This is a genomic window from Micromonospora sp. WMMB482, assembly GCF_019038635.1.
In the GTDB taxonomy this organism is placed as follows: domain Bacteria; phylum Actinomycetota; class Actinomycetes; order Mycobacteriales; family Micromonosporaceae; genus Micromonospora; species Micromonospora marina.
Genome location: NZ_JAHOPD010000020.1, coordinates 3411347 through 3433551, shown reverse-complemented (window position 1 = coordinate 3433551; position 22205 = coordinate 3411347). Strand labels below are relative to the sequence as shown.

Sequence of the window (22205 nt, the reverse complement as noted above, 5' to 3'; positions counted from 1 at the left end):
ATGGCACCACATCCCCGTACTGGTGTTGATCTTGGCCTGGCCCGCACGTGGCCGACCAGCGCGACCTTCATGATCGGCCGATGGAGGGCCGTGGCCTGGGCGGGGCCGGTCAGTGGTGGGGTGGGATGACTCGGAGGTGACCCCGGCGGCCCTGCTGGGGGGCCTGGGGCTTGGTGGTGGGCTCGTCCTCGGGGGGACGGGGCGGGGCCGGGCGGGCGGCCTCGCGTACCGCCTCGGCCAGCGCCACCAGGTCGTCGGTGGTGGGCGGCGGCGGCTCGAACTCGCCCTCGTGCCGCACCACGTCCCAGCCGCGCGGGGCGGTCAGGTTGCGGGCGTGCGGCTCACACAGGTCGTACGTGTGCGGTTCGGCGAACGCCGCGAGCGGGCCCACCACCGCCGTCGACTCGTTGTAGACATAGGTCAATGTGGCGACCGCTTGCCGGGGGCAGCCGTTACGGGAGCAGCGCCGTGGTGACCTCACGGCGGCAGGGTATCCCCATTACCGGGTCCGGCGCACCGCTTCGCGTTACGACACGCCCGTCATGGTGATCACAATTCCACCGATCGACGCACCGGCACGCCGGACGGGCCGCGCGACAGCGGGTGGACCCCCGACCCGGGCTACCCTGTGCGTCATGACGAGCCCCCAGAACCGCCGCCCCGGCTCCGGCCGGCGCACCCACCGTGACCGGCACGGTCGCGGGCTGCGCGGGCGGCTGGTGCCGGCCACGGTGCCGCTGGCGCGGACGAAGGCCGAGGTCTTCGACGATCTGGTGCTCGACATGGTGGAGACGCTCGAACGCCGTTTCGCCAAGGAGTTGGCCGGGGTGGAGTTCGCGGTCGAGGACGTCCCGCCGGATCTGAACGTCTACGACTCGGACGTGCTGGAGGACGGCGAGGTGCCGCTCGCCCGGCTGCTGCCCGGGCGGCCCGGCCGCCAGGAGGTGCCGCCGCGGATCGTGCTCTACCGGCGGCCGCTGGAGTTCCGCGCGATGGACCGCGAGGACCTCGCCGACCTGGTGCACGACGTGATCATCGAGCAGGTGGCGAATCTGCTCGGGGTCGACCCGGACGAGCTGGCCTGACCGGGTAGGGCGCCGCCCCCCGGCCGGACGCGCCGGCCGGACGGCGACCCGGGTCCGGGCGGCCCCCACCGCCCGTGGACCCGTACGTGGATCAGGCGGCGACCCGCCGCTTGAGCTTGCGCCGCTCCCGCTCGGAGAGGCCACCCCAGATTCCGAACCGCTCGTCGTGGCCGAGCGCGTACTCCAGGCATTCCGTCTTCACTTCGCACCGCGAGCAGATGCGCTTCGCCTCGCGGGTCGAGCCGCCCTTCTCGGGAAAGAACGCCTCCGGGTCGGTCTGCGAGCAGAGCGCTCGCTCCTGCCACTCCGGCGCGTTCCCGAGCAGGTCGGCCACCTCGAGCTGGCCGTCCATCCATTGCCTCCTTGTCGCGCACCGGCGTCATTCGCCGCTGCAACCCCCCACGCGAAAGGCGTGCCTGTCCGTACGGTCACCATTTGTTGCGTTCCGTGCGAACAACCCCATTCAAATTACACGCGTGTAATGCGTGCGCCGTCAAGCCAAACTTGATAATGGAGTCGCCCTCCCGACACGTCCGGGACGACCGCCGCGGCCGCCCGTAGCCTCGCAACCTGCCCTATCGATTCAGACCCCGGACGAGTAACGCCCTCCCCGGCGAGTTGCCGGAAGTTTTCTGCCGTGGCGCATCGCCGACAGGCCGGCCGGACGCCCCCGCCGGCCGCTCGTACCAAGATCAGAATTGGTGGGGCAAAGGGTAACCCGCCTCCCGCGGTACCGCCCGTCGAGCCGTCCAACGCCGACCGCGCCCCGTCCATCATGTGGACGGGGCGCAGGTTCCGGCGCGACTGACGACTCAGTCCACGCGGGCTGGTGAGCTGGTGGGCCAGACGAATTCGGCGACGGACCCGCCGGTGACCGAGATTGCGCCGGCGGACGTGCACTCGTCCCACCAAACGGTATAAACACCCGCCTCCAGGTCCGGGTAGACGGCACTGTGGAACACCCCGTCCCGGACGTGCCGCTCGCGTACGGCGGAGTGGGTCCGCGGGCCGTCGAGGTCCGCACGGCTGATCTCGATCTCCCGGCCGTGCAGGTCCCGCCCGGTGTGGATGATGAGGACGCCTCGGTCACCGCCGAGGTCGAGCACGACGCTTCCGACCTCCGACGGGCCGAGATCGTGATGGTGTGACATCAGCCGCCTCCCGTCAGGACTTCTTCGCCTGCGGGTTGCCGAACCCGTCGTACGGCGTCCCGAGGAACGGGAAGTCGGCCAGGAACGGCGCTGTGACGTCGGCCGCGCTCAGGCCCGGCGTCACCGCCGCGGCGGCGGCGTCCGGCCGGAACGTCTTGTCGACCAGCGGCACGGTCAGCCCGGCGATGGCGCGCAGCGCGATCGTCACCACGTCGTCGGCGGGGCGGCGGCCGTTGGGGAAGCCGGCCAGGTCGCCGCCGAGCACCCCGAACCGGTCCGGCCTGCGGCTGGGCCGGATCGCCGTGTTCAGCCGCAGCATGTCCGCCTGCACGTCGCCTGTGGTGTTGGCGAAGCCGTCGATCAGTCCGGCGGGGACGCCGGTGAGCAGGATCGCCACCAGGTCGGCGCGCGGCTTCTTCGACTTGTTCAGCGCCTCCAGGTTGGGGAACACACCCGGGTAGAGGGTGGGCAGCAGCGCGGCCAGCTCGGGCCGCTCGACGAAGCCGGCGAACCGCTTGTCCTCCGACGGCGGCAACGTGTTCCAGACGTCCTTCCTGGACATCGGCACGATGACCTCGTTGAACAAAGGGTTACCGAGCCGCGACACCTGCGTGAAGGGACCGGCGGCGGTGTCGGCGGCGACCCGGTCCCCCAGCACCCGGACCTGCTGGCGGGACGCGCTGGTCCAGACCCCGATCGTCGAGGCGCGGTCGGCGGAGCCGTAGCGGGCCGCCTTCCGGCGTACCTGGGCGAGCGGCACCTGCACGGCGAGACTGTGCACGTTCAGCCGGTCCAGCGCGTTCACCGGCTCCCCCTCATCCCGGAACAGCTTCTTGCCGGCGACGTGCAGCTGCTGGAACGGCCGCAACGTACCCAGGTCGAACACCGCGCCCAGGTCGACGAAGAAGCCGTCGGCGCGCTGGCCGGCGAAGACCTTCTCGCCGGTGGACAGCTTGAACGTCGCCTGCCGGACCAGGTTCTGGTAGTTCGGTGTGGACAGCGGTCCGACGTTGCACGGCGGGCAGGGCAGCTTGTGCGCCAGCACACGGGCGCGGCCGTCGGCGATCCGGGTCAGCCGGTAGAACTGCCGCCGGTTCCAGTTCTTGCTCTCCAGCGACTCGATCGGCCCGGTGTTGTAGAGAAAACTGTTCTGGTTCGTGATCTCGGTAGTGAATTCGAAACGATAGGTGACGTCCGGATAACCGTCCCCGTCGTTGTCGATGTGAATCTCGTACCGGACGTCGTCACCGAACTCGAAGAAGTTCGGGCCGCCGGACGGGAGCTGCACCGGCACGTAGTTGGCGATCAACGTGACCGTGTCCGGCTGGCTCGGCGTGACGAACGCGTACAGGTCGGAACTGTCGGCGACCGGATCCTTGGCGATCTCCGGGGCCTCACGGTGAGAGGACATGGCGGACGCACCTTCGTCGGGGGAACGGAAAGCGGAACCGGCGCCGGGAGCCGCGCCGGCGGAGGGGCGGGTTCAGCGCCGACCGGCGGCGCGCACCAGGCGGTCGGCCAGGCCGCGGTCGCGTACCTCGACCCGGCCGGTGCCGACGAAGACGTCCATGACGCCGGTGGAGGCGTCGCGGAGGTGGACCACGATCGGCTCGTCGCGCCGCCCCGACGTGGGGGCGTTCTGCGCGGCGGACAGGCCCGGCACGGTGAGGGCGGCGGCGCCCAGTGTCGCGCTCGCCGCGGCGGTGAGCGTCTGCCTGCGGGTCAACCGCGGCCAGGTCCGCCGCTTCGGCGCGTCGGTGGTGTCGTCAGTGCTCATCGGCAGCCTCTCCGGACCGGCGCCGCAGCGCCGCAGCGGGCCGGGCACCCGGACACCGCCGGGCCCCGGTTCGGGTCACCGGCGGCGGTCCTCGCCGAAACCGCCGCCGGCATCCACAGGTACGGCGGGCGACGGGGAAAGGTTCGACCTCAGGCGCGGGCGTGACCGTACGCGGTCGTCCGCTTGCGGAACGGCCGCCCTGCGGCGGTGGCGACGGCCCGCAACTGCTCCTCGGTACGCGCCGAGCCGTTGCCCGAGCCGGCCATCCGGGAGATCGTCTCCTCCATCAGCGTGCCGCCCAGGTCGTTGCAGCCGCCGCGCAGCATCTCCACCGTGCCCGCGTCGCCGAGTTTCACCCAGGAGCACTGGATGTTGCCGATCCGGCCGTGCAGCAACAGCCGGGCCATCGCGTGCACCGCCCGGTTCTCCCGCCAGGTCGGACCCGGGCGGGCGAGGCCGGCCAGGTAGATCGGCGCGTTGGTGTGCACGAACGGCAGCGCCACGAACTCGGTGAACCCGCCGGTACGGTCCTGCACCCCGGTTAGCACCCGGAAATGGGCAAGCCACTGGCCCGGGTGGTCCACGTGGCCGTACATCATCGTGGAGCTGGACCGGATGCCCAGCTCGTGCGCCGTGCTCACCACGTCGACCCAGGCGGAGGCCGGCAGTTTGCCCTTGGTGAGCACCCAGCGCACGTCGTCGTCGAGGATCTCGGCGGCGGTGCCCGGGATGGTGTCCAGCCCGGCCTCGCGGAGCTGGAGCAGCCACTCCCGCACCGGCACCCCGGCCTTCGCGGCGGCGGTGACGATCTCCATCGGGGAGAACGCGTGCACGTGCATGTCCGGCACCCGCGCCTTGATCGCCCGCACGATGTCGGCATAGCCGGTCACCGGCATCTTCGGGTCGATGCCGCCCTGGAGACAGACCTCGGTCGCGCCGGCCGTCCACGCCTCCTCGGCCCGGTCGGCGACCTGCTCCAGGGAGAGCCGGAAGGCGTCGGCGTCGCTCTCCCGCTGGGCGAACGCGCAGAACCGGCAACCCACGTAGCAGACGTTCGTGAAATTGATGTTGCGGTTGACCACGTAGGTCACGTCGTCGCCGACCGCGTCCCGGCGCGCGTCGTCGGCCAGCCGGCACAGCTCGTCGAGCGCCGGGCCGTCCGCGCCGAACAGCGCCAGCGCCTTGGCCTCGTGCGCGGGCGTCAGCAGCGCGGCCGGGTCGTCCGCTGCGAGCCGCAGGCCCGCGCGCAGGTCGGCATCCGCGCCACCACCGAGGGGTACGCCCGCGCGCGCCTCCGGCGCCACCTTGCCGGCCACCTCGGCCCAGTCGCCGTACACGCTGTCGAAGTCGCCGCGACGGTCGTCGGTCCGGCCGGAGACGTCGATGGTGACGTGCAGGTCGGTGCGGCCGCCGAAGACCTCCTCCGGCTCCTGCCAGGGCCGTCCCACCGGGCGTGCCGCCTCGACCGCGAGCCCGGTGGCCGGGTCGGCGAGCGCTGTGACGTGCGGCAGCACGCGCGGGTCCAGCCACGGCTCGCCCGCCCGGACGTACTCCGGGTAGACGGTCAGCCGCTCACGCAGCGTGAACCCGGCACCCGCGGTACGCGCCGCCAGGTCGTCCAGGTGCGGCCAAGGCCGCTCCGGGTTGACGTGGTCGGGCGTGACCGGGGAGACGCCGCCCCAGTCGTCGATGCCGGCGCGCAGCAGCAGGTCGTACTCGCCCGCGATGAGGTTCGGCGGCGCCTGGATCCGGGCCTTCGGGCCGAGCAGCACCCGGGCCACCGCCACCGTGGCGGCCAGGTCGTGCAGTTCCGCGTCGGGCATGCCGCGCATCGCGGTGTCCGGCTTGGCGCGGAAGTTCTGCACGATCACCTCCTGGAGGTGGCCGTACTCCCGCATCGCGCGGCGGATCGCGAAGATCGCGTCGACCCGCTCGGCCCGGTTCTCGCCGATGCCGATCAGGATGCCCGTGGTGAACGGCACCCCGACCCGGCCGGCGTCGTCGAGCACCCGCAGGCGTACCGCCGGTTCCTTGTCCGGTGAGCCGTAGTGCGGGCCGCCCGGTTCGGACCAGAGCCGGGTGGCGGTGGTCTCCAGCATCATGCCCATGCTCGGCGCGACCGGCTTGAGCCGCTGCAACTCCGACCAGGTGAGCACGCCCGGATTGAGGTGGGGCAGCAGGCCGGTCTCCTCCAGCACCGCCACCGCGCAGGCGCGCAGGTAGTCCAGCGTCGAGTCGTACCCCCGCTCGTCCAGCCACCGGCGGGCCGCCGGCCACCGCTCCTCGGGCCGGTCGCCGAGCGTGAACAGCGCCTCCTTGCAGCCCTGCGCGGCGCCCTCGCGGGCGATCGCCAGCACCTCGTCGCGTTCCAGGTAGGCGGCGGGCAGCCGGTGCGGCACGGTGGCGAACGTGCAGTAGTGGCAGCGGTCCCGGCAGAGCCGGGTCAGCGGGATGAAGACCTTCTTCGAGTACGTCACCACGCCCGGCCGCCCGGCGTCGCGCAGCCCCGCGTCGCGGATGTCGGAGGCGATCCGGAGCAGTTCGTCGAGCATCGGCCCGCGAGCGGCGATCAGCGCGCCCGCCTCGCCGGCGTCGAGCGCCCGGCCGGTGGCGGCCCGCCCGAGTGCCCGCCGGATGCTCGCCTCGGTCGGTTCGGGGTCGCTGCGATCAACCATCCGCCCAGCCTAAGCGCTGCCGGACGGCCGGATGCCCGCCCCCGGGCCCGGTCCGGGCAGCGGGACGGGCCGGGTGAGCCGCCGCACGGCGGCGGACGACCGTGGCGGGCCGAGGTCGCGGCGGGCGACGACCTCCGTCGCCCGCCGCGCGGGACTCATCGGGGCCGGTTCGGGTCCTCGCGGTCGAACCGCTGGGTCCGCTCGTCGTCGGCGGCCGGTGACGGCGCGCCCGGCTCGGCGGACTGGCGCGGGATCGCCTGCGTCGGGTCGGCCGACGGCGGCTGGCCGAACGGCGGCGCGGGCTGCGGCGAGCCGTACTGCGGGGCCTGCTGCGGCCCGCCGAACGGCGGGCCGGACTGCGGCGCCGACTGCGGGTCGCCGAACGGCGGGCCGGACTGCGGCGCGTGCGGCGGGGCCGTGTTGAACGGCGGCGCCGACTGGGGCTGGCCGTACGGGCCGGGCTGCTGCGGCCACCCGGGCGACGGCGAGCCGGCCTGCGGGTAGCCCTGGCCGGGCTGCTGCGGGTAGCCGCCCGGACCGGGGTAGCCCTGCCCCGGCTGCTGCGGCCAGCCGGGCTGGGCCTGGCCGTACACGCCGGGCTGCGGCTTGGGCTTCGGCACGTGGTAGAGCGTGCGCCAGATCTTGAACACCACGAACGCGGCGACCCCGAAGATCGCCAGCCACGCCACGCGGGTGAGCAGACCAAGGAAGGCGTCCAGCACCTCGCCGTCGGCGAGCCGGCCGACCAGCCAGATCAGGAACGTCAGCGCGCCGAACACGACGGACACGGCGTACTCGACGAGCGCCACCTGCGTGATCAGCTTGGCCTTCGGCACGACCGGGAGGATCACGGTGGCGATCAGGACGGCGAGCAGCGGCAGGACCGTCGACTCCAGGCCGATGAAGGTGAAATACGTGCTCCCGGCCCGGCCGCCGGCCGTGCTGTAGTCGTCGACCGGCAGCAGGCGCACCAGGCCGACGAAGAGAAGCACGGCGTTGGCGCCGAGAAGGACGAGCGCGGCGAGTTCGCGCAACGGCTTGATCAACTGGCTGGCCTGCGTGGCGTCGCCGGACGCGGGCTCGGCGGGGCTGGTCACGGACTCCCCCAGGGGACGAAAACGGACAGTTGCCGAAGTGAGCGTAGTCTCTCCGGCCACCGGACGATCGACGGCGGCGCGTGCGGAAGGATGGACGCCATGCGCATCGTGGTACTGACCGGCGGCATCGGGGGCGCCCGCTTCCTGCTCGGCGTGCGGGCGTACGCCCGTCAGGTGGGCGCCGACGTGACCGCAGTGGTGAACGTCGGCGACGATCTGCTGCTGCACGGGCTGAAGGTCTGCCCCGACCTGGACAGCGTGCTCTACACGCTCGGCGGCGGCGCCGACCCGGAACGGGGCTGGGGCCGGGCGGGCGAGACGTGGACGGTGAAGGACGAGCTGGCCGCGTACGGCGCGGAGCCGAGCTGGTTCGGCCTGGGCGACAAGGACGTCGCCACTCACCTGGTGCGCACCCAGATGATCGACGCCGGTTACCCGCTGTCCCAGGTCACCGAGGCGCTGGCGGCCCGCTGGCAACCGGGCGTGCGGCTGCTGCCCGCCACCGACGACCGCCTGGAGACCCATGCCGTCGTCACCGACGAGCAGGGCCGCCGGGCGATCCACTTCCAGGAGTGGTGGGTGCGGTATCGGGCCGGCGTACCGACCGACCGGTTCGTCTTCGTCGGCGCCGACACGGCGAAGCCCGCGCCCGGCGTGGTCGAGGCGATCGCCGCCGCGGACGTGGTGCTGATCGCGCCGAGCAACCCGGTGGTGAGCATCGCCCCGGTGCTGGCGGTGCCCGGCCTGCGCGACGCGGTGACCGGCGGACCGGCTCCGGTGATCGGGGTGTCGCCGATCATCGGCGGCGCGCCGGTACGCGGCATGGCCGACCGCTGCCTCGCCGTGCTCGGCGTGGAGTGCAGCGCGGCCGGCGTGGGTGGCCTCTACGGCGCGCGATCGGCGGGCGGGCTGCTCGACGGGTGGCTCGTCGCGCCGGAGGACGAGGGCACCGTGGTGCCGGACGTGACGGTCCGCGCAGTGCCGCTGCGGATGACCGACGAGGCGGCGACCGCCGCGATGGTGCGCGCCGCGCTGGAGTTGATGTGAGGCTGGAGATCCTGCCGGTGCCCGGCATGGGTGACGTGACCGAGGGCGACGACCTGGCGGCGTTGATCACCGGCGCGGCGCCCTGGCTGCGCGACCACGACGTCCTGGTGGTCACCAGCAAGATCGTGTCGAAGGCGGAGGGCCGGCTGGTCGACGTGCCGGCCGACGGCCCGGAACGGCTCGCCGAGCGGGACCGGATCCTGGCCGGGGAGACCGCCCGGGTGGTGGCGACCCGGGGCGCGACCCGGATCGTGCAGACCCACCACGGGTTCGTGATGGCCTCCGCCGGCATCGACGCCTCGAACGTGGACAAGACCCGGCTGGTGCTGCTGCCGGTCGACCCGGACGCGTCCGCCCGGGCCCTGCGCGTCGCGTTGCGCGACCGGTACGGCCTCGACGTCGCCGTCGTCGTCAGCGACACGATGGGACGCCCGTGGCGCAACGGGCTCACCGACGTGGCACTCGGGGTGGCCGGCATGCCGGCGATCCGCGACCACCGGGGCGAGGTCGACCCGTACGGCAACGAGCTGTTCGTCACCCAGATGGCGGTGGTCGACGAACTGGCCGCCGCCGGTGAGCTGATCAAGGGCAAGTGCGATCAGGTGCCGGTCGCGGTGGTCAGGGGTTACCTCGCCGAGACCCGGGACGACGACGAGGGCGCCCGCGCGCTCGTCCGCGACGCCTCGATGGACCTGTTCTCCCTCGGTACGGCCGAGGCGCGCGCCGCCGGCCTGCGGGCGGCGGCGACGCTGCCGGACCGGACCGGATCCGAGCCCGCCGACCCGGCTGCGGTGCGGCGGGCGATCGACGCGGTCGCCGACGTGGTCGCCGTGGGCACGGTGTTCACCCACGTCACCGACGACGAGGTACGCGCCGGGCTCGCCGACACCGTGCCCGGCTGGCCCGCCTCGGCCACCGGTCTGCTGCTCGGCGCAGCGCCCGCTCCGGTCGACCCGGCGGACCTGGTCCGATTCGGCGCGGACCTGCAACGCCTGCGCGCCGCACTGGCCGCGGAGGGGATCGGCTCGACGTTGCTCCCGCCCCCGTCCGGCAGCACCGCGAGCGCGACGCTGGCGCTCTGACCAGGCCCGGCGGGGGTCTCAGGCGTCGAGGACGGCCCGGCCCAGCGGCGTGAGCGTGTGCAGGACGGTGTTTCGGTCACGCTGGCTGACCAGCAGCCCCGCGTTGCGCAGCACAGTGGTGTGCTGGCTGGCCGCGGCGGCGGAGATGCGCAGCCGGCGTGCCATCTCGCCGGTGGTGCAGCCCTCGTCGGCGGCCTGGAGCACCCGGGAGCGGGTACGGCCGATCAGGGCGGCGAGCGCCTCGCCCTGCGGCGACGCGGCAGGGCCGGACGCGGGCGTCAGGCCGGCGAGCCGGTCGACCGGGTAGACCAGCACCGGTGGCAGCGTCGGGTCGACCAGTGCCACCGGGGTACGCGAGCAGAAGAACGACGGCACGAGCAGCAGTCCCCGGCCGTCCAGGTGCAGCTCCCGGGTGTCCGGGTAGTCGAGCACCTCCAGCACCCCGGAGACCCAGCGCATGTTCGGCCGCAGGCTGGCCAGCAGCCCTTCGGCGCCGCCGTCGAGCATGGCACGGGCCCGCCGGGCCCGGTCCGCCTCGACCGCCGCCTGCACCCGGGACCAGTACGGCGTGACCGCGAGCGACTGGTATCGCGCCATGGCGTCGGTGAGGTGGTGCAGCGTCTCCGGTTCGCCACGGGCGAGCGCGGTGGCCGACGACGGGAGCGTGGTCTCCCCGGCGAGCCGCGTCAGGTCCCGGCGCAGCATGTCCACAGAGGTGCCCCGGACCGCGTCCAGCCCCGCTTCGAAGCCCTCCCGGCTGGCGAACGGGGTGAGGAAGTCGGGGAAGTAGCCGCGTGGCGGGTTGAGCGCGAGCAGCAGACGGTACTGCTCGGCGTCGGTGTCGGTGCGCAGTCCGTGCGCCACGGCGCGCCGCCACGTGGTCATCATCGGGTCCCGGCTGCGCCCCTGGAGCAGGTGCAGGCTGAGGACCAGCTCCCAGAGCGGGTCCGCGGCCGGCGCGACCCGGGTCCGCAGGACGTCCTCGTCCGAGAAAATGATCTTCAACATGGATTGCTCCCGTGCGGACGGCGGGGGTGCCCGCCACACTTCGCACTGTACCCGCCGGTACTAATCTCCATCTTTAAGCGTCAGGTGAAAGACCTCGACGCTGGGCGGGCCGGTTCGGCAAACTCTCTGTTGCCTGCCGACGCCGGGGCGCAACGTTGACCCGGACGCCGGCTGACGGGCGTGGCCGGGCGGCACCACGAGGGTCTGCGGCATCAGCCGCAGGGGTGCCGCCCGGCCCTCGCTCATCCGATCCAGAGCGCCACCCGATGGTCCTCGTCGGTGACGTAGTAGCAGCGTCCCGCCAGCTCGGCCAGCCCCTCCACGTGATGGAACGGCGCCAGCTCCGTGACCACCTCCCCGGCCACCAGGGCGTCCCCGCCCGCGTCGTGCCGGAACCGCACGTGCCGGGAGGTCACCTCGCCGCCGTGCGGGTGGTCGTCCAGCAGCACCGAACCCTTGCCCAGCGCGTCGATCGACCCGGTCACCGCCGCGTAGCCGCCGTCGCCAACCGGGGTGATCGCGCGGAAGCCGGCGAGCGCGCCGGGAGGCGTCACCCCGGTCAGCGCGTACGCCCCGAGCGCCCGCACGTCACCCGGTCGCTCCGGGTCGTCGAACATCTCCGGTACCCCGGCCAGCTCGACGTAGACCGGCTCCCCCTCGGCGGTCACCGGGAAACGCAGCCCCAGCAGCGCCGTACCGGCCGGGGTGAACGCCGCCGCCTCGACGTTGATCGGCAGGTCGTCCGCGGCGAGCCGGGTCACCCAGCTCTTCGCGCGGGCGGTGCCCCGGGCCAGCGTCTCCACGATGAACCGTTCCCGGACCCGGTCACCGGGCGGCAGCAGCGTCAACGCGGCGGCGGCGAGCGCGTCGTTCACCGCCCGGTGCAGCCGGAAACGGTTGCGCACCACGCGTACCGGCAGCGGCCCGGCCACGGCGTCGTCCTCCCGGAACCGGGCCACGAACGCGCGCCGGGGCCGCAGCGGACCCCCCTTGGACCCGAAGTGCGAGCCGAAGACGTACACCCAGCCGTCGTGGTGGGCCAGCGCCTCGCCGTCCTCGGTGCGGCCGTTCTCGCGGCCGGCGTCGGCGGGCACGTGGTGCGCCACCCAGTGGCCGTCGTCGCGTTCCAGCAGCAGCGCCAGGCACTGCTCGACCGGTCCCTCGTCCAACACCGTCCAGAAGCCGCGGCGCGCGCCGTGCGCCCGCAGCAGCGCGGCCGACCGCACCGGCAGGAGGTCGCTCGCCTCGTTGCCGGCCACCAGGAACTCGACGAGTCGCAGGGTCACCGCGCCAGGGTACGGAGGCCGCGCTCGTAGAGTGTCCGGGTGCCCGATCTCATCCCTTACACCGAGTTGCACACCGACGCCGTCGCGACGCTGGGCCACTGGACGGCGACCAGCCCCGCCGCCGCTGCCGCCCGGGACCGGACCCTGACGCTGCTGGCCGACGGACCGGCGGCGATGAGCCGGACGCACCGGGCCGGACACGTCACGGCCAGCGCCCTGGTGCTCGACCCGGACGGCCGGGTGCTGCTCTGCCTGCACGGCAAGATCCGCAGGTGGATGCAGCTCGGCGGGCACTGCGAGCCCGCCGACCGGACGCTCGTGGCCGCCGCGCTGCGCGAGGCCACCGAGGAGTCCGGCATCACCGGCCTGACCGTCGAGCCGGAACCGATCGACGTGGACATCCACCAGGTCGCCTGCCAGGGCGGGTCGTTCCACTACGACGTCCGGTACGTCGCCCTGGCCCCGGCCGGGGCGGTCGAGCGGGTCAGCGCGGAGTCCGAGGCGCTCGGCTGGTTCCCGCCGGACCGCCTGCCCGAGCCGCTCGCCCACGCCACCGCTCAGCTCGTGCCGCCGGCGCTCGCGGTGCTGGCCCGCCACGCCGGCGGCTGAGCGGCAGCGGCTCAGACCAGGCCCTCCTCGCCGCGTTCCTTCAGCTCGTCCACGATCTTCTTCACGTCCTGCGCGCGGTCGCGCGGGCAGACCAGCAGCGCGTCCGGGGTGTCCACGACGATCAGGTCGTGCACCCCGACGGTGGCCACGAGCCGGCCCGAGTGCGGCACCACCACCGTGCCGGTGGTGTCGTGCAGCAGCACGCCCGGCTTCGCGTCCCCGCCCAGCACCACGTTGCCGGCGCCGTCGGCGGGCAGCACCTCGCCGAGCGTGTGGAAGTCACCCACGTCGTTCCAGCCGAAGTCGCCGGGCACCGTACCCACCCGGCCGGCCGTCGCCGCGCCCTCCATCACCGCGTAGTCGACCGAGATCCGGGGCAGCGTCGGCCAGACCCGGCCGAGCACGTCGTCCTGCTCCGGGGTGCCCCAGGCCGCCGCGATGGCGGTGATCCCGGCGTGCAGTTCCGGCTGCTGGCGGGCCAGCTCGGCCAGGAAGACGTCCACCCGCCAGACGAACATGCTGGCGTTCCAGAGGTGCCGGCCGGAACGGACGTACACCTCGGCCACCTCGGCGGCCGGCTTCTCCTTGAACTCGCGTACCGGGCGCAGCGGGCCGTCCCCCACCGGCTCGCCGGTCTCCAGGTAGCCGTAGCCGGTCTCCGGACGGGTCGGGGTGATGCCCACCGTCATCAGCAGCCCCTGCTCCGCACCGCCGATGGCCTGCCGCACGACCTCGGCCAGCCGGGCCGGGTCGCCGATCAGGTGGTCGGCGGCGAACGAGCCCATCACCGCGTCCGGGGTCCGGGTGGCGATCACCGCAGCGGCCAGCGCGATCGCCGCGCAGGAATCGCGCGGCGACGGCTCGACCAGGATGTTCTCCTCCGGCAGGCCGGCCAGTTGCCGAGCCACCGCCGCGGCGTGCGCGGCCCCGGTGACCACGAGCATGCGCTCCGGAGTGGTCAACGGCGACAACCGGTCGACAGTGGCCTGCAACAGCGAGGCGGGCGTGCCGGTCAGCGGGTGGAGGAACTTGGGATGGCCGGCCCGGGACAACGGCCACAACCTCGTGCCGCTGCCGCCCGCCGGGATGACGGCGTAGAACATCAGCACATCATGCCCGAAGCGGGCGACCCGTCACGGTCGGTCGCCCGGGACCGGCAGCCGACGCTCAGGACCGGGCCCGTCGCCACGCCGCGATGTGGACCTCCGCGCTGGACTCCCAGGTGAACTCCTTGGCCCGGTCGAAGCCGGCCTTTGCGAGTGAGAGCCGCCGCTGCTCGTCGTCCAGCAGGGCACCGAGGTCGGTGGCGATCTGGTCCGGGTCCTCGCTGGTGTAGGCCACCGCGTCGCCGCCCACCTCGGGCAGGGACAGGCGCGGCGTGGTGAGCACCGGAGCGGCGCACGCCATCGCCTCCAGGATCGGCAGGCCGAAGCCCTCACCGTAGGAGGGGTAGGCCGCCACCAGCGCGCCGCCGAGGAAGCCGGGCAGGTCGGCGTAGCGCAGGTAACCCGGGCGCAGCAGCCGCAGGTGCGACGGGACCTCGGCCACCGCGCGGTCGATGTCGTCGTCGTGGCCCTGGCCGCCGGCCACCACCAGCGCGGGCGGGTTCGGCCGGTCGGCCACCGCCCGGGCCCAGCCACGGATCAGGTTGGGTACGTTCTTGCGCGGCTCCTTGGCCCCGAGGAACGCGATGTAGCTGCTGTCGCCCAGCCCCAGGCGGGCCCGGACGCGTGCCTTCTCCTCGTCGCCCGGCGCGTGGAACGCGTCCTGGTCGACGCCGTGGTAGGCGACGTCGATCCGGGTCGGGTCGGCGTCCAGCAGCCGGATCAGCTCGTCCCGGGTGGCCTTGCTCGGCACGATGACGCGGCCGGCCCGGCGCAGCGACGTCTTGATCGCGCTGCGGAAGAACGTCCGGCGCGACTTGTCGTAGTGCTCCGGCTCGGTGAAGAACGTCGCGTCGTGCACGGTGACAGTCACCGGGCACCCGGCCCGCAGCGGGCAGGTGTAGAACGGCGAGTGCAGCACCTCCGCGCCGACCTGCTGGGCCAGCAGCGGCAGGCCGGTCTGCTCCCAGGCCAGCCGCGCCGGCCGGTGCGCCACCGCCGCCGGAGCGGGGATCACCTCGGCGCCCGGCAGCATCCGGTGGTAGCGCTCCAGGTCGGTGCGGAGACTCACCACGGCCAGGTCGACGCCGGTGCCGCAGACCCGGCCCAGCGCGCCGAGCAGTCCGTCGACGTATCTACCGACGCCGCCACGGTCGGCAGGGACACTCGTGGCGTCGATGAGAACGCGGGGCGGGCGACCGGCGGTCACGGGGCGACTCCTCAGGTGGCGCAGTTGTGGGGAAGAACACTCTCGGCAAGCGTACGCCGGGCCCGGCGGAAGGCGCTGACCGCGACCCGACGGTACGCCGACTTGTCGTTGTCATCGAGTACGCACGCGCGGCGCGTATCGTTCGCGCCGATGGCCGACAACATTGCCCGGGTGTTCGCCGACGCGATCGCGACCGACCCCACCCGACCGCTGCTGACCTGGTACGACGACGCCACCGGCGAGCGCACTGAACTCTCCGGCGCCACGCTCGCGAACTGGGTGGCGAAGACCGCGAACCTGCTCACCGACGAGGTGGGCGCCGCGCCCGGCGACGCGGCCGGGGTGCTGCTGCCGCCGCACTGGCAGACCGCAGCCGTGCTGCTCGGCTGCTGGTCGGTGAAGCTGACAGTGACCGACGCACCGGGCTCGGTGGAGGTGCTGTTCGTGGCCGCCGACCGGGTGGACGAGGCGACCGTCTGGCCGGCCGGCGAGCGGTACGCGCTGGCCCTCGACCCGTTCGCGCTGCCGATGCGGCAGGCGCCTCCGGGCTGCACCGATTTCGTCGCCGCGGTACGCGGACACGGCGACCACTTCACGCCGGACCCGGCCGCCGGGGACGGGGACGCGGCCCTGCTGGCCCGCGCACAGGCTCGCGCCACCGAGCTGGGCCTGACCCGGGGCGACCGCCTCCTGGTCGACGTGACCACCCACCCCGACCCGGCCGACTGGCTGCTCACCCCGCTCACGGCAGGAGCCAGCGTGGTGGCGTGCGCCCACCCCGACCCGACCCGCCTGCCCTCCCGCGCCGAGACCGAGAAGACCACCCACACCCTGGTCTAGCCCTCTCTCCCCGTTGATCTTGCAGTTTCGGTCCTCGGCACGGGGGGTTCGCCCCTTTCGCCGGGGCAGAAAGTGCAAGATCAACGAGGGGAGACAGGGCTGTCGGTGGTGGCCCGGCGCTGGGCCAGGGCGGCGAACGCCGTCAGGGACTCCGGGTTGGCCAGGGCGCCCTTTGCGGCCGCGCTGTCGACAGGAGTACCCGTCAGGATCTTCTTAACCGGCACCTCCAGCTTCTTCGCGCTCAGCGTGCGAGGCACGGCCCGGACCTGGTGGATCTCGTCCGGCACGTGCCGCGGCGACAGCGCGGTACGCAGCTCCCGGCAGATCTTGCGCCGCATCTCGTCGTCGAGTTCCAGGCCCTCGGCGAGCACCACGAACAGCAGCAACTCGCCCGCGCCGCCCTCGTCGTCCTCCAGGTGCACGACCACCGAGTCGACCACCTCGTCCAACCCCTCGACCACGGAGTAGAACTCGGCGGTGCCGAGGCGGACGCCACCCCGGTTCAGAGTGGCGTCCGAGCGGCCGGTGATCACGCACCCGCCGCGCTCGTTCACGGTGATCCAGTCGCCGTGGCGCCACACGCCGGGATAGACCTCGAAGTACGCCTCCCGGTAGCGGGCGCCGTCCGGGTCGTTCCAGAACCCGACCGGCATGCTCGGCATCGGCTCGGTGATCACCAGCTCGCCGAGCTGCCCGATCACGGCGCTGCCGTCCGCCGAGCGGGCCTCCACCTTCGCGCCGAGCGCCCGGCAGGCGATCTCCCCGGCGTACACCGGCAACAGCGGCACGCCGCCGACGAACCCGGTGCACACATCGGTGCCGCCGGACAGCGACTGGAGCTGGAGGCGGTCGCTGACGTTCTCGTACACCCAGGTGAAGCCCTCGGCCGGCAGCGGCGCGCCGGTCGACCCGAGGCCACGCACCGCGGACAGGTCGGCGATCTCGCGCGGCACCAGCCCGGCCTTGCGGCAGGCCAGCAGGAACGGCGCCGACGTGCCGAAGTACGTGGTGCCGGTGTCGGCGGCCAGCCGCCACAGCGCACCCAGGTCGGGATGGCCCGGGTTGCCGTCGAACAGCACGATCGCCGCGCCCACCGCCGGGCCGGAGACCAGGAAGTTCCACATCATCCAGCCGGTCGTGGTGAACCACAGGAATCGGTCGGACGGACCCAGGTCGTGGTGCAGCGCCAGCATCTTGAGGTGTTCCAGCAGGATGCCGCCGTGGCCGTGCACGATCGGCTTGGGCAGGCCGGTGGTGCCGGAGGAGTAGAGCACGTAGAGCGGGTGGTCGAACGCCACCGGGGTGAACGTCAACGGCTCGTCCGTCGGCGCCGCCAGCTCCGCCCACGGCAGCGCGCCGTCGGGGGCCGGGCCGTCCGGATCGAGGTACGCGACGGCGACGGTGTGCCGCAGCGACGGCAGCGCGGCCCGGATCGCTGCCACCTCGGCGCGCCTGTCGACCGGCTTGTCGCCGTACCGGTAGCCGTCGACGGCGACCAGCACCGTGGGCTCGATCTGCTGCCAGCGGTCGGTGACGCTGCGGGTGCCGAACTCGGGCGCGCAGGACGAGAAGATCGCGCCGACGCTGGCGGTGGCGAGCAGCAGGACGTACGTCTCCGGGATGTTCGGCGCGTACGCGGCCACCCGGTCGCCCGGCCCAACGCCGAGGCGGCGCAGCCCGGCAGCCACCCGGCGGACCCGCTCACGCAGCTCGGCCGCGGTGAGCGTCTCCGGCGCGCGGGTCTGCCCGTGCGCGATCACCGCCGGGTCGTCGTCGCCCAGCCCCGGCATGCGCAGCACGTTCTCGGCGTAGTTGAGCGTCGCGCCGGGGAACCAGCGGGTGCCCGGCATGGCCCGGCCGGTGAGGGTGGCGCTCGGCGGGGTGTGCGCGACGACGTCGAAGTAGTCCCAGATCGAGCGCCAGAACGTCTCCAGGTCGGTCACCGACCACTGCCACAGCGCGTCGTAGTCGGCGAACTCCAGCCCGCGGTGCTCGGCCAGCCAGCGCAGGTAGTCACCGATCCGGGACCGCTCCCGCACGTCCGCCGGCGGCGTCCACAGCACGTCAGCCACTGTTCCACCCTCCCCTGGGCCCGCCACGACGGTGTGCCGGGCCGTGGCGCCATCTTGCCCTACCTCGTGCCGCCATTGTCCGCGCCGGGTGCGCCGTACGGGGCGTGCCCCGCCCACACCCCACACCCCCACCTCATGTGGCCCAGGTGTAAGGAAGGGCCCCTATTAACGCCTCGTGCATGTGAAGGGCCCCTTGTTAACACCTCGCCCTCCGTGGGGGTCCGCCGCCGCCGGTGGGGTTGCGTCCACGGGAGTGGTGTACGACTTGCCCGTGATGGGCGTGTTGCGTAGATGAGAGACGGCCATCGCGTCGATCCTTCAAGACGACCAAGTCAGAGAAGGAAGAGAGAACGCGATGGCCGCATCTGAGAGTGTGAGCCCTGTTGACCTGCTACGCGAGCAGATCGAGGGCGCGTCGCCGGACATGTTGCAGGCGATGATCAAGACGTTCGCGCAGGCGGTGATGTCCGCTGAGGCCGACGCGATCTGCGGTGCCGGTTACGGACAGCGCAGCGATGAGCGGGTGAATTCCCGCAACGGATACCGGGCCCGGGAGTGGGACACCCGCGCCGGCACGATCGATCTGGCGATCCCGAAGCTGCGGCACGGCAGCTACTTCCCGGAGTGGTTGCTGACGCACCGGCGGCGGGCCGAGCAGGCCCTGGTCTCGGTCGTGGCCACAAGCTATCTGCTCGGGGTGTCGACGCGGCGAGTGGAGAAGCTGGTCGAGCAACTCGGCATCCGGCAGTTGTCGAAGTCGCAGGTCTCAGAGATGGCCGCCCACCTCGACGCCCAGGTCGAGGCCTTCCGCAACCGGCCCCTGGACGCCGCCCACTACACGTTCGTGTGGATGGACGCGCTGACCATGAAGGTCCGCGAGCACGGCCGGACCGTCAACGTCCACGCCCTGATCGCCGTCGGGGTCAACGCCGACGGCGGCCGCGAAGTCCTTGGCATGGACGTGGCCTCGGATGAGGACGGCGCCGGCTGGCTGGCGTTCCTGCGCAGCCTGACCGCCCGCGGTCTGTCCGGTGTCCGCCTGGTCATCTCCGACGCGCACGCCGGCCTCGTGGCCGCGATCGGGGCGGCCCTGCCCGGCGCGACCTGGCAGCGGTGCCGCACCCACTACCTGCGCAACCTGCTGACGAAGGTGCCGAAGTCGGCGCAGCCATGGATCGCCACCCTCGTGCGCACGATCTTCGACCAGCCTGATGCCGATGCCGTCCACGCCCAGTTCCGGCGGGTCGTGGCCACGATCGAGGCGAAGTTCCCGGCCGCCGCTGAGCATCTCGACGCCGCCCGCGACGACCTCCTAGCCTTCACCGGCTTCCCCCGCGAGATCTGGCGCCAGATCTGGTCGAACAACCCGCAGGAACGCCTGAACAAGGAGATCCGCCGCCGCACCGACGTCGTCGGGATCTTCCCCAACCGGGCGGCGATCATCCGCCTCGTCGGCGCGGTCCTCGCCGAGCAGACCGATGAATGGACCGAGGGACGCCGCTACATGGGCCTGGAACTGCTCGCCAAAGCCCGTCTGATCACCGTCGACAGCAGCCAACACGACACCGACCACACCGACGCGGCACCGATCGCCGCATAACATCAGACCGGATCACGCGATGGCCGTCTCTTACACCACCAGCGCGGACGTGACCGCCGGTGGAGGCGGCGCGCGCAGGCGGGCGTGGGTGTTAACAGGGGTCCCCTCCTCTACCGCAGGCGTTAACAAGGGGCCCTTCCTTACACCTCAGCCGGCGCGGTGGGCCTGGATCGCGCGGCGCCGGGCGAGCCGGTGCGCGCGCCGGATCTCGGCCTCCCGGAAGCGGCGCTCGTCCTCCGGCGTCTCGGGCAGCACCGGCCGGACCGGACGGGGCGTGCCGCCCACGTCGACGCCCACGAAGACCAGGTACGCGGTGGCGACCCGGACCGGCTCCTCCTCGGCCGAGTCCCAACGCTCGGCGACCACCCTGACCCCGACCTCCATCGAGGTCTGGCCGGTCCAGTTGATCTGCGCGTGCGCGTGCACGAGATCGCCCACCCGGACCGGCTCGGAAAAGACGATCTCGTCGATGGAGGCGGTGACCGCGGTGCCGCCGCTGTGCCGTGCCGCCGCCGCGCCCGCAACGTCGTCCACGAATTTCATCAGTACCCCACCGTGCACGGTCCCGTACAGATTGACATCGACCGCGGTCATGATGCGACTGAGCGTGACGCGGGAGTACGACGTGGGCTTACCCGGCGGGACCGCGGGATGATCTGTCATGCCGGAAACGGTACGGTGCGCGGATGCGACATCTCTGGAGCTTCCTCGCCGGGTTGGCGGTGGCGCCGGTCACCTGGGTGCTCGTCACCCTCGGTCAGGACGGATCTGAGCGGACCGTCGACCGTTGGGTGGAGATCGGGACGTACAGCACGCCGAACCTGATCGAGCCGGCCGTCTATCTGGGCGTCGCCGGCATCCTGCTCGGCCTGCTCGGCACGTTGCGCTTCTCGCCGTTCGGCCCGCTGGTGGCCGGCCTGCTGCTCGCGGTCCCGTACCTCGGACTGTTCGTCGCGCCGTTCAGCGTGCGGGACCGGGTGCCGGACGACCTGAGGCTGCTCGGTGACCCGCTGCCGCTGCGCGACCCGCTGGACGACGGCACGCTGTTCCTCATCGGCGTGCTGCTGCTGATGGCAGTGTTCAGCACGAGCCGCTGGCGGCGTTTCGCCACACCCCCGGCGGCCGGGGCGGAGCTGACCCCGGCGGTCACACCGGCGGAGCACAAGCCGACGCTCACCGACTGGCCCCCGGCGCCGGCGAAGGACCCGGACACGCCGCCACTCACGCTGGCGTACCCCGAGACCCCCACCGAACCCCTGCCCCGCCGCACCGGCAGCGAGTCGCCGTGGTCCGCGCCCCCGCGCGGCGCGGGCCGGCCGGAGGGCACCGAGAGCCGTTGAACGAATGCGGGCGGGCCGGTAGGCAACCGGCCCGCCCGCCCGAACGCCGCGGTCAGCCCTTGAGCAACTGGCGCGCCATGACGATGCGCTGCACCTGGTTGGTGCCCTCGTAGATCTGGGTGATCTTGGCGTCCCGCATCATCCGCTCGACCGGGTAGTCGCGGGTGTAGCCGTAGCCGCCGAGCAGCTGGACCGCGTCCGTGGTGATCTCCATAGCGGCATCCGACGCGAAGCACTTGGCGGCCGCGCCGAAGTAGGTCAGGTCCGCGTCGCCGCGCTCGGACTTGCCGGCTGCCGCGTACGTGAGCTGCCGCGCCGCCTCCAGCTTCATGCCCATGTCGGCGAGCATGAACTGGATGCCCTGGAAGTCGGCGACCGGCTTGCCGAACTGCTTGCGCTCCTGGACGTAGCCCTTGGCGTAGTCCAACGCGCCCTGAGCGATGCCGACGGCCTGGGCGGCGATGGTGACCCGGGTGTGGTCCAGCGTCTTCATCGCGGTGGCGAAGCCGGTGCCCTCGGCGCCGATCATGCGGTCGGCCGGGATCCGGACGTTGTCGAAGTAGACCTCGCGGGTGGGCGAGCCCTTGATGCCGAGCTTCTTCTCGGGAGCGCCGAAGCTGACGCCCGGGTCGGACTTCTCCACCACGAAGGCGGAGATGCCCTTCGAGCGGGCTGTGGGATCGGTCACGGCGAACACGGTGTAGTACTCGGACACGCCCGCGTTGGTGATCCACCGCTTCACGCCGTTGAGCACCCAGTGGTCCCCGTCACGTACCGCCTTCGTGGTCATCGAGGCGGCGTCGCTGCCCGCCTCCGGCTCGGAGAGGCAGTAGGAGAACATGCCCTCCCCGGCCGCGACCGGGGTGAGGTACTTGCGCTTCAGCTCCTCCGAACCGGCCAGCAGCAGCGGCATGGTGCCCAGCTTGTTGACCGCCGGGATCAGCGAGGACGACGCGCAGGCCCGGGCCACCTCCTCAATCACGATGGCCGTGGCCAGCGCATCCGCGCCGGCGCCGCCGTACTCGACCGGGATGTGCGGCGCGTGGAAGTCGGCGGCGCGCAGGGCCTCGTAGGACGCCTTCGGGAACTCACCTGTCTCATCCGCCTCGGCGGCGTGCGGAGCGACCTTGGCCGCACAGACCTCACGGACCGCCTCCCGGATCGCCTCGTGCTCCTCCGGCAACTGGTAGACGTCGAACGACTGCTCTGCGGCCATGTCGGCC

General features: G+C 72.7%; 21 protein-coding genes. 7 read left to right on the top strand and 14 right to left on the bottom strand.

The window, feature by feature from the left end; all coding sequences use genetic code 11:
- Nucleotides 1-109 precede the first annotated feature (109 nt).
- The gene (locus KSK32_RS17330; protein WP_216932152.1) at nucleotides 110-481 is read right to left on the bottom strand and encodes a DUF3499 domain-containing protein; all 372 of its coding nucleotides are present in this window, start codon (nucleotides 479-481) and stop codon (nucleotides 110-112) included.
- Nucleotides 482-635: 154 nt separating this feature from the next.
- Here KSK32_RS17330 and KSK32_RS17325 point away from each other — a divergent pair, with 154 nt between their 5' ends.
- Entirely contained in the window at nucleotides 636-1085 is a 450-nt protein-coding gene (locus KSK32_RS17325; protein WP_216932151.1) for a metallopeptidase family protein, read from the top strand.
- A 91-nt stretch (nucleotides 1086-1176) separates the two neighbouring features.
- On the opposite strand, the gene KSK32_RS17320 is transcribed toward KSK32_RS17325, so the two are convergent.
- The 6 genes from KSK32_RS17320 to KSK32_RS17295 all read right to left on the bottom strand — a co-directional run bounded on the left by KSK32_RS17320 (nucleotide 1177) and on the right by KSK32_RS17295 (nucleotide 7785).
- Entirely contained in the window at nucleotides 1177-1437 is a 261-nt protein-coding gene (locus KSK32_RS17320) for a WhiB family transcriptional regulator (RefSeq protein WP_013284161.1), read from the bottom strand.
- A gap of 460 nt (nucleotides 1438-1897) precedes the next feature.
- Nucleotides 1898-2236, bottom strand: coding sequence for a phospholipase (locus KSK32_RS17315; protein WP_216932150.1), 339 nt, complete (start codon nucleotides 2234-2236; stop codon nucleotides 1898-1900).
- Between the two features lie 13 nt (nucleotides 2237-2249).
- Complete coding sequence (locus KSK32_RS17310) at nucleotides 2250-3647, bottom strand: DUF4331 domain-containing protein (protein ID WP_216932149.1); 1398 nt, start codon at nucleotides 3645-3647, stop codon at nucleotides 2250-2252.
- Between the two features lie 72 nt (nucleotides 3648-3719).
- Nucleotides 3720-4013: a hypothetical protein gene (locus KSK32_RS17305; protein ID WP_216932148.1), complete on the bottom strand. Its 294-nt coding sequence runs from the start codon at nucleotides 4011-4013 to the stop codon at nucleotides 3720-3722.
- Nucleotides 4014-4162: 149 nt separating this feature from the next.
- Nucleotides 4163-6688, bottom strand: coding sequence for a bifunctional FO biosynthesis protein CofGH (locus tag KSK32_RS17300; protein WP_216932147.1), 2526 nt, complete (start codon nucleotides 6686-6688; stop codon nucleotides 4163-4165).
- A 155-nt stretch (nucleotides 6689-6843) separates the two neighbouring features.
- The gene (locus tag KSK32_RS17295) at nucleotides 6844-7785 is read right to left on the bottom strand and encodes a hypothetical protein (RefSeq protein ID WP_216932146.1); all 942 of its coding nucleotides are present in this window, start codon (nucleotides 7783-7785) and stop codon (nucleotides 6844-6846) included.
- A 99-nt stretch (nucleotides 7786-7884) separates the two neighbouring features.
- On the opposite strand from KSK32_RS17295, the gene cofD reads away from it, so the two are divergent.
- Together cofD and KSK32_RS17285 are read left to right on the top strand one after the other, a co-directional pair.
- Nucleotides 7885-8832: a 2-phospho-L-lactate transferase gene (cofD, locus tag KSK32_RS17290; RefSeq protein ID WP_216932145.1), complete on the top strand. Its 948-nt coding sequence runs from the start codon at nucleotides 7885-7887 to the stop codon at nucleotides 8830-8832.
- Nucleotides 8829-9914: a coenzyme F420-0:L-glutamate ligase gene (locus KSK32_RS17285; RefSeq protein WP_216932144.1), complete on the top strand. Its 1086-nt coding sequence runs from the start codon at nucleotides 8829-8831 to the stop codon at nucleotides 9912-9914. Before cofD ends, KSK32_RS17285 begins: the two co-directional genes overlap by 4 nt.
- 18 nt (nucleotides 9915-9932) lie before the next feature.
- Here the strand turns inward: KSK32_RS17285 and KSK32_RS17280 are convergent, their stop codons facing one another.
- A complete protein-coding gene (locus tag KSK32_RS17280) occupies nucleotides 9933-10922 on the bottom strand; it encodes a helix-turn-helix transcriptional regulator (RefSeq protein WP_216932143.1) in 990 nt (329 codons plus the stop codon).
- Nucleotides 10923-11164: 242 nt separating this feature from the next.
- Nucleotides 11165-12208 carry a DUF4185 domain-containing protein gene (locus KSK32_RS17275; protein WP_216932142.1) on the bottom strand — a complete coding sequence of 348 codons (1044 nt, stop codon included), beginning with the start codon at nucleotides 12206-12208 and terminating at the stop codon, nucleotides 11165-11167.
- Nucleotides 12209-12247: 39 nt separating this feature from the next.
- Here KSK32_RS17275 and KSK32_RS17270 point away from each other — a divergent pair, with 39 nt between their 5' ends.
- Nucleotides 12248-12817 carry an NUDIX hydrolase gene (locus KSK32_RS17270; protein ID WP_216932141.1) on the top strand — a complete coding sequence of 190 codons (570 nt, stop codon included), beginning with the start codon at nucleotides 12248-12250 and terminating at the stop codon, nucleotides 12815-12817.
- Nucleotides 12818-12828: 11 nt separating this feature from the next.
- On the opposite strand, the gene KSK32_RS17265 is transcribed toward KSK32_RS17270, so the two are convergent.
- Both KSK32_RS17265 and KSK32_RS17260 read right to left on the bottom strand, forming a co-directional pair.
- Nucleotides 12829-13920, bottom strand: coding sequence for a mannose-1-phosphate guanylyltransferase (locus KSK32_RS17265; RefSeq protein WP_216932140.1), 1092 nt, complete (start codon nucleotides 13918-13920; stop codon nucleotides 12829-12831).
- Between the two features lie 64 nt (nucleotides 13921-13984).
- On the bottom strand, nucleotides 13985-15130 hold the full coding sequence (locus tag KSK32_RS17260) for a glycosyltransferase family 1 protein (RefSeq protein ID WP_216932139.1): 1146 nt from the start codon (nucleotides 15128-15130) through the stop codon (nucleotides 13985-13987).
- Between the two features lie 150 nt (nucleotides 15131-15280).
- Here KSK32_RS17260 and KSK32_RS17255 point away from each other — a divergent pair, with 150 nt between their 5' ends.
- A complete protein-coding gene (locus tag KSK32_RS17255; RefSeq protein ID WP_216932138.1) occupies nucleotides 15281-15970 on the top strand; it encodes a TIGR03089 family protein in 690 nt (229 codons plus the stop codon).
- Nucleotides 15971-16050: 80 nt separating this feature from the next.
- Here KSK32_RS17255 and KSK32_RS17250 read toward each other — a convergent pair whose 3' ends face one another.
- On the bottom strand, nucleotides 16051-18042 hold the full coding sequence (locus KSK32_RS17250; protein ID WP_216932137.1) for an acetoacetate--CoA ligase: 1992 nt from the start codon (nucleotides 18040-18042) through the stop codon (nucleotides 16051-16053).
- A 355-nt stretch (nucleotides 18043-18397) separates the two neighbouring features.
- On the opposite strand from KSK32_RS17250, the gene KSK32_RS17245 reads away from it, so the two are divergent.
- A complete protein-coding gene (locus KSK32_RS17245; RefSeq protein ID WP_216928124.1) occupies nucleotides 18398-19642 on the top strand; it encodes an IS256 family transposase in 1245 nt (414 codons plus the stop codon).
- A gap of 147 nt (nucleotides 19643-19789) precedes the next feature.
- On the opposite strand, the gene KSK32_RS17240 is transcribed toward KSK32_RS17245, so the two are convergent.
- Nucleotides 19790-20305 carry an acyl-CoA thioesterase gene (locus tag KSK32_RS17240; RefSeq protein ID WP_216932136.1) on the bottom strand — a complete coding sequence of 172 codons (516 nt, stop codon included), beginning with the start codon at nucleotides 20303-20305 and terminating at the stop codon, nucleotides 19790-19792.
- Between the two features lie 23 nt (nucleotides 20306-20328).
- Between KSK32_RS17240 and KSK32_RS17235 the strand changes: the two genes are divergently transcribed.
- Nucleotides 20329-20982: a hypothetical protein gene (locus tag KSK32_RS17235; protein ID WP_216932135.1), complete on the top strand. Its 654-nt coding sequence runs from the start codon at nucleotides 20329-20331 to the stop codon at nucleotides 20980-20982.
- A gap of 52 nt (nucleotides 20983-21034) precedes the next feature.
- Here KSK32_RS17235 and KSK32_RS17230 read toward each other — a convergent pair whose 3' ends face one another.
- Entirely contained in the window at nucleotides 21035-22198 is a 1164-nt protein-coding gene (locus KSK32_RS17230) for an acyl-CoA dehydrogenase family protein (RefSeq protein WP_216932134.1), read from the bottom strand.
- Nucleotides 22199-22205: the final 7 nt, after the last annotated feature.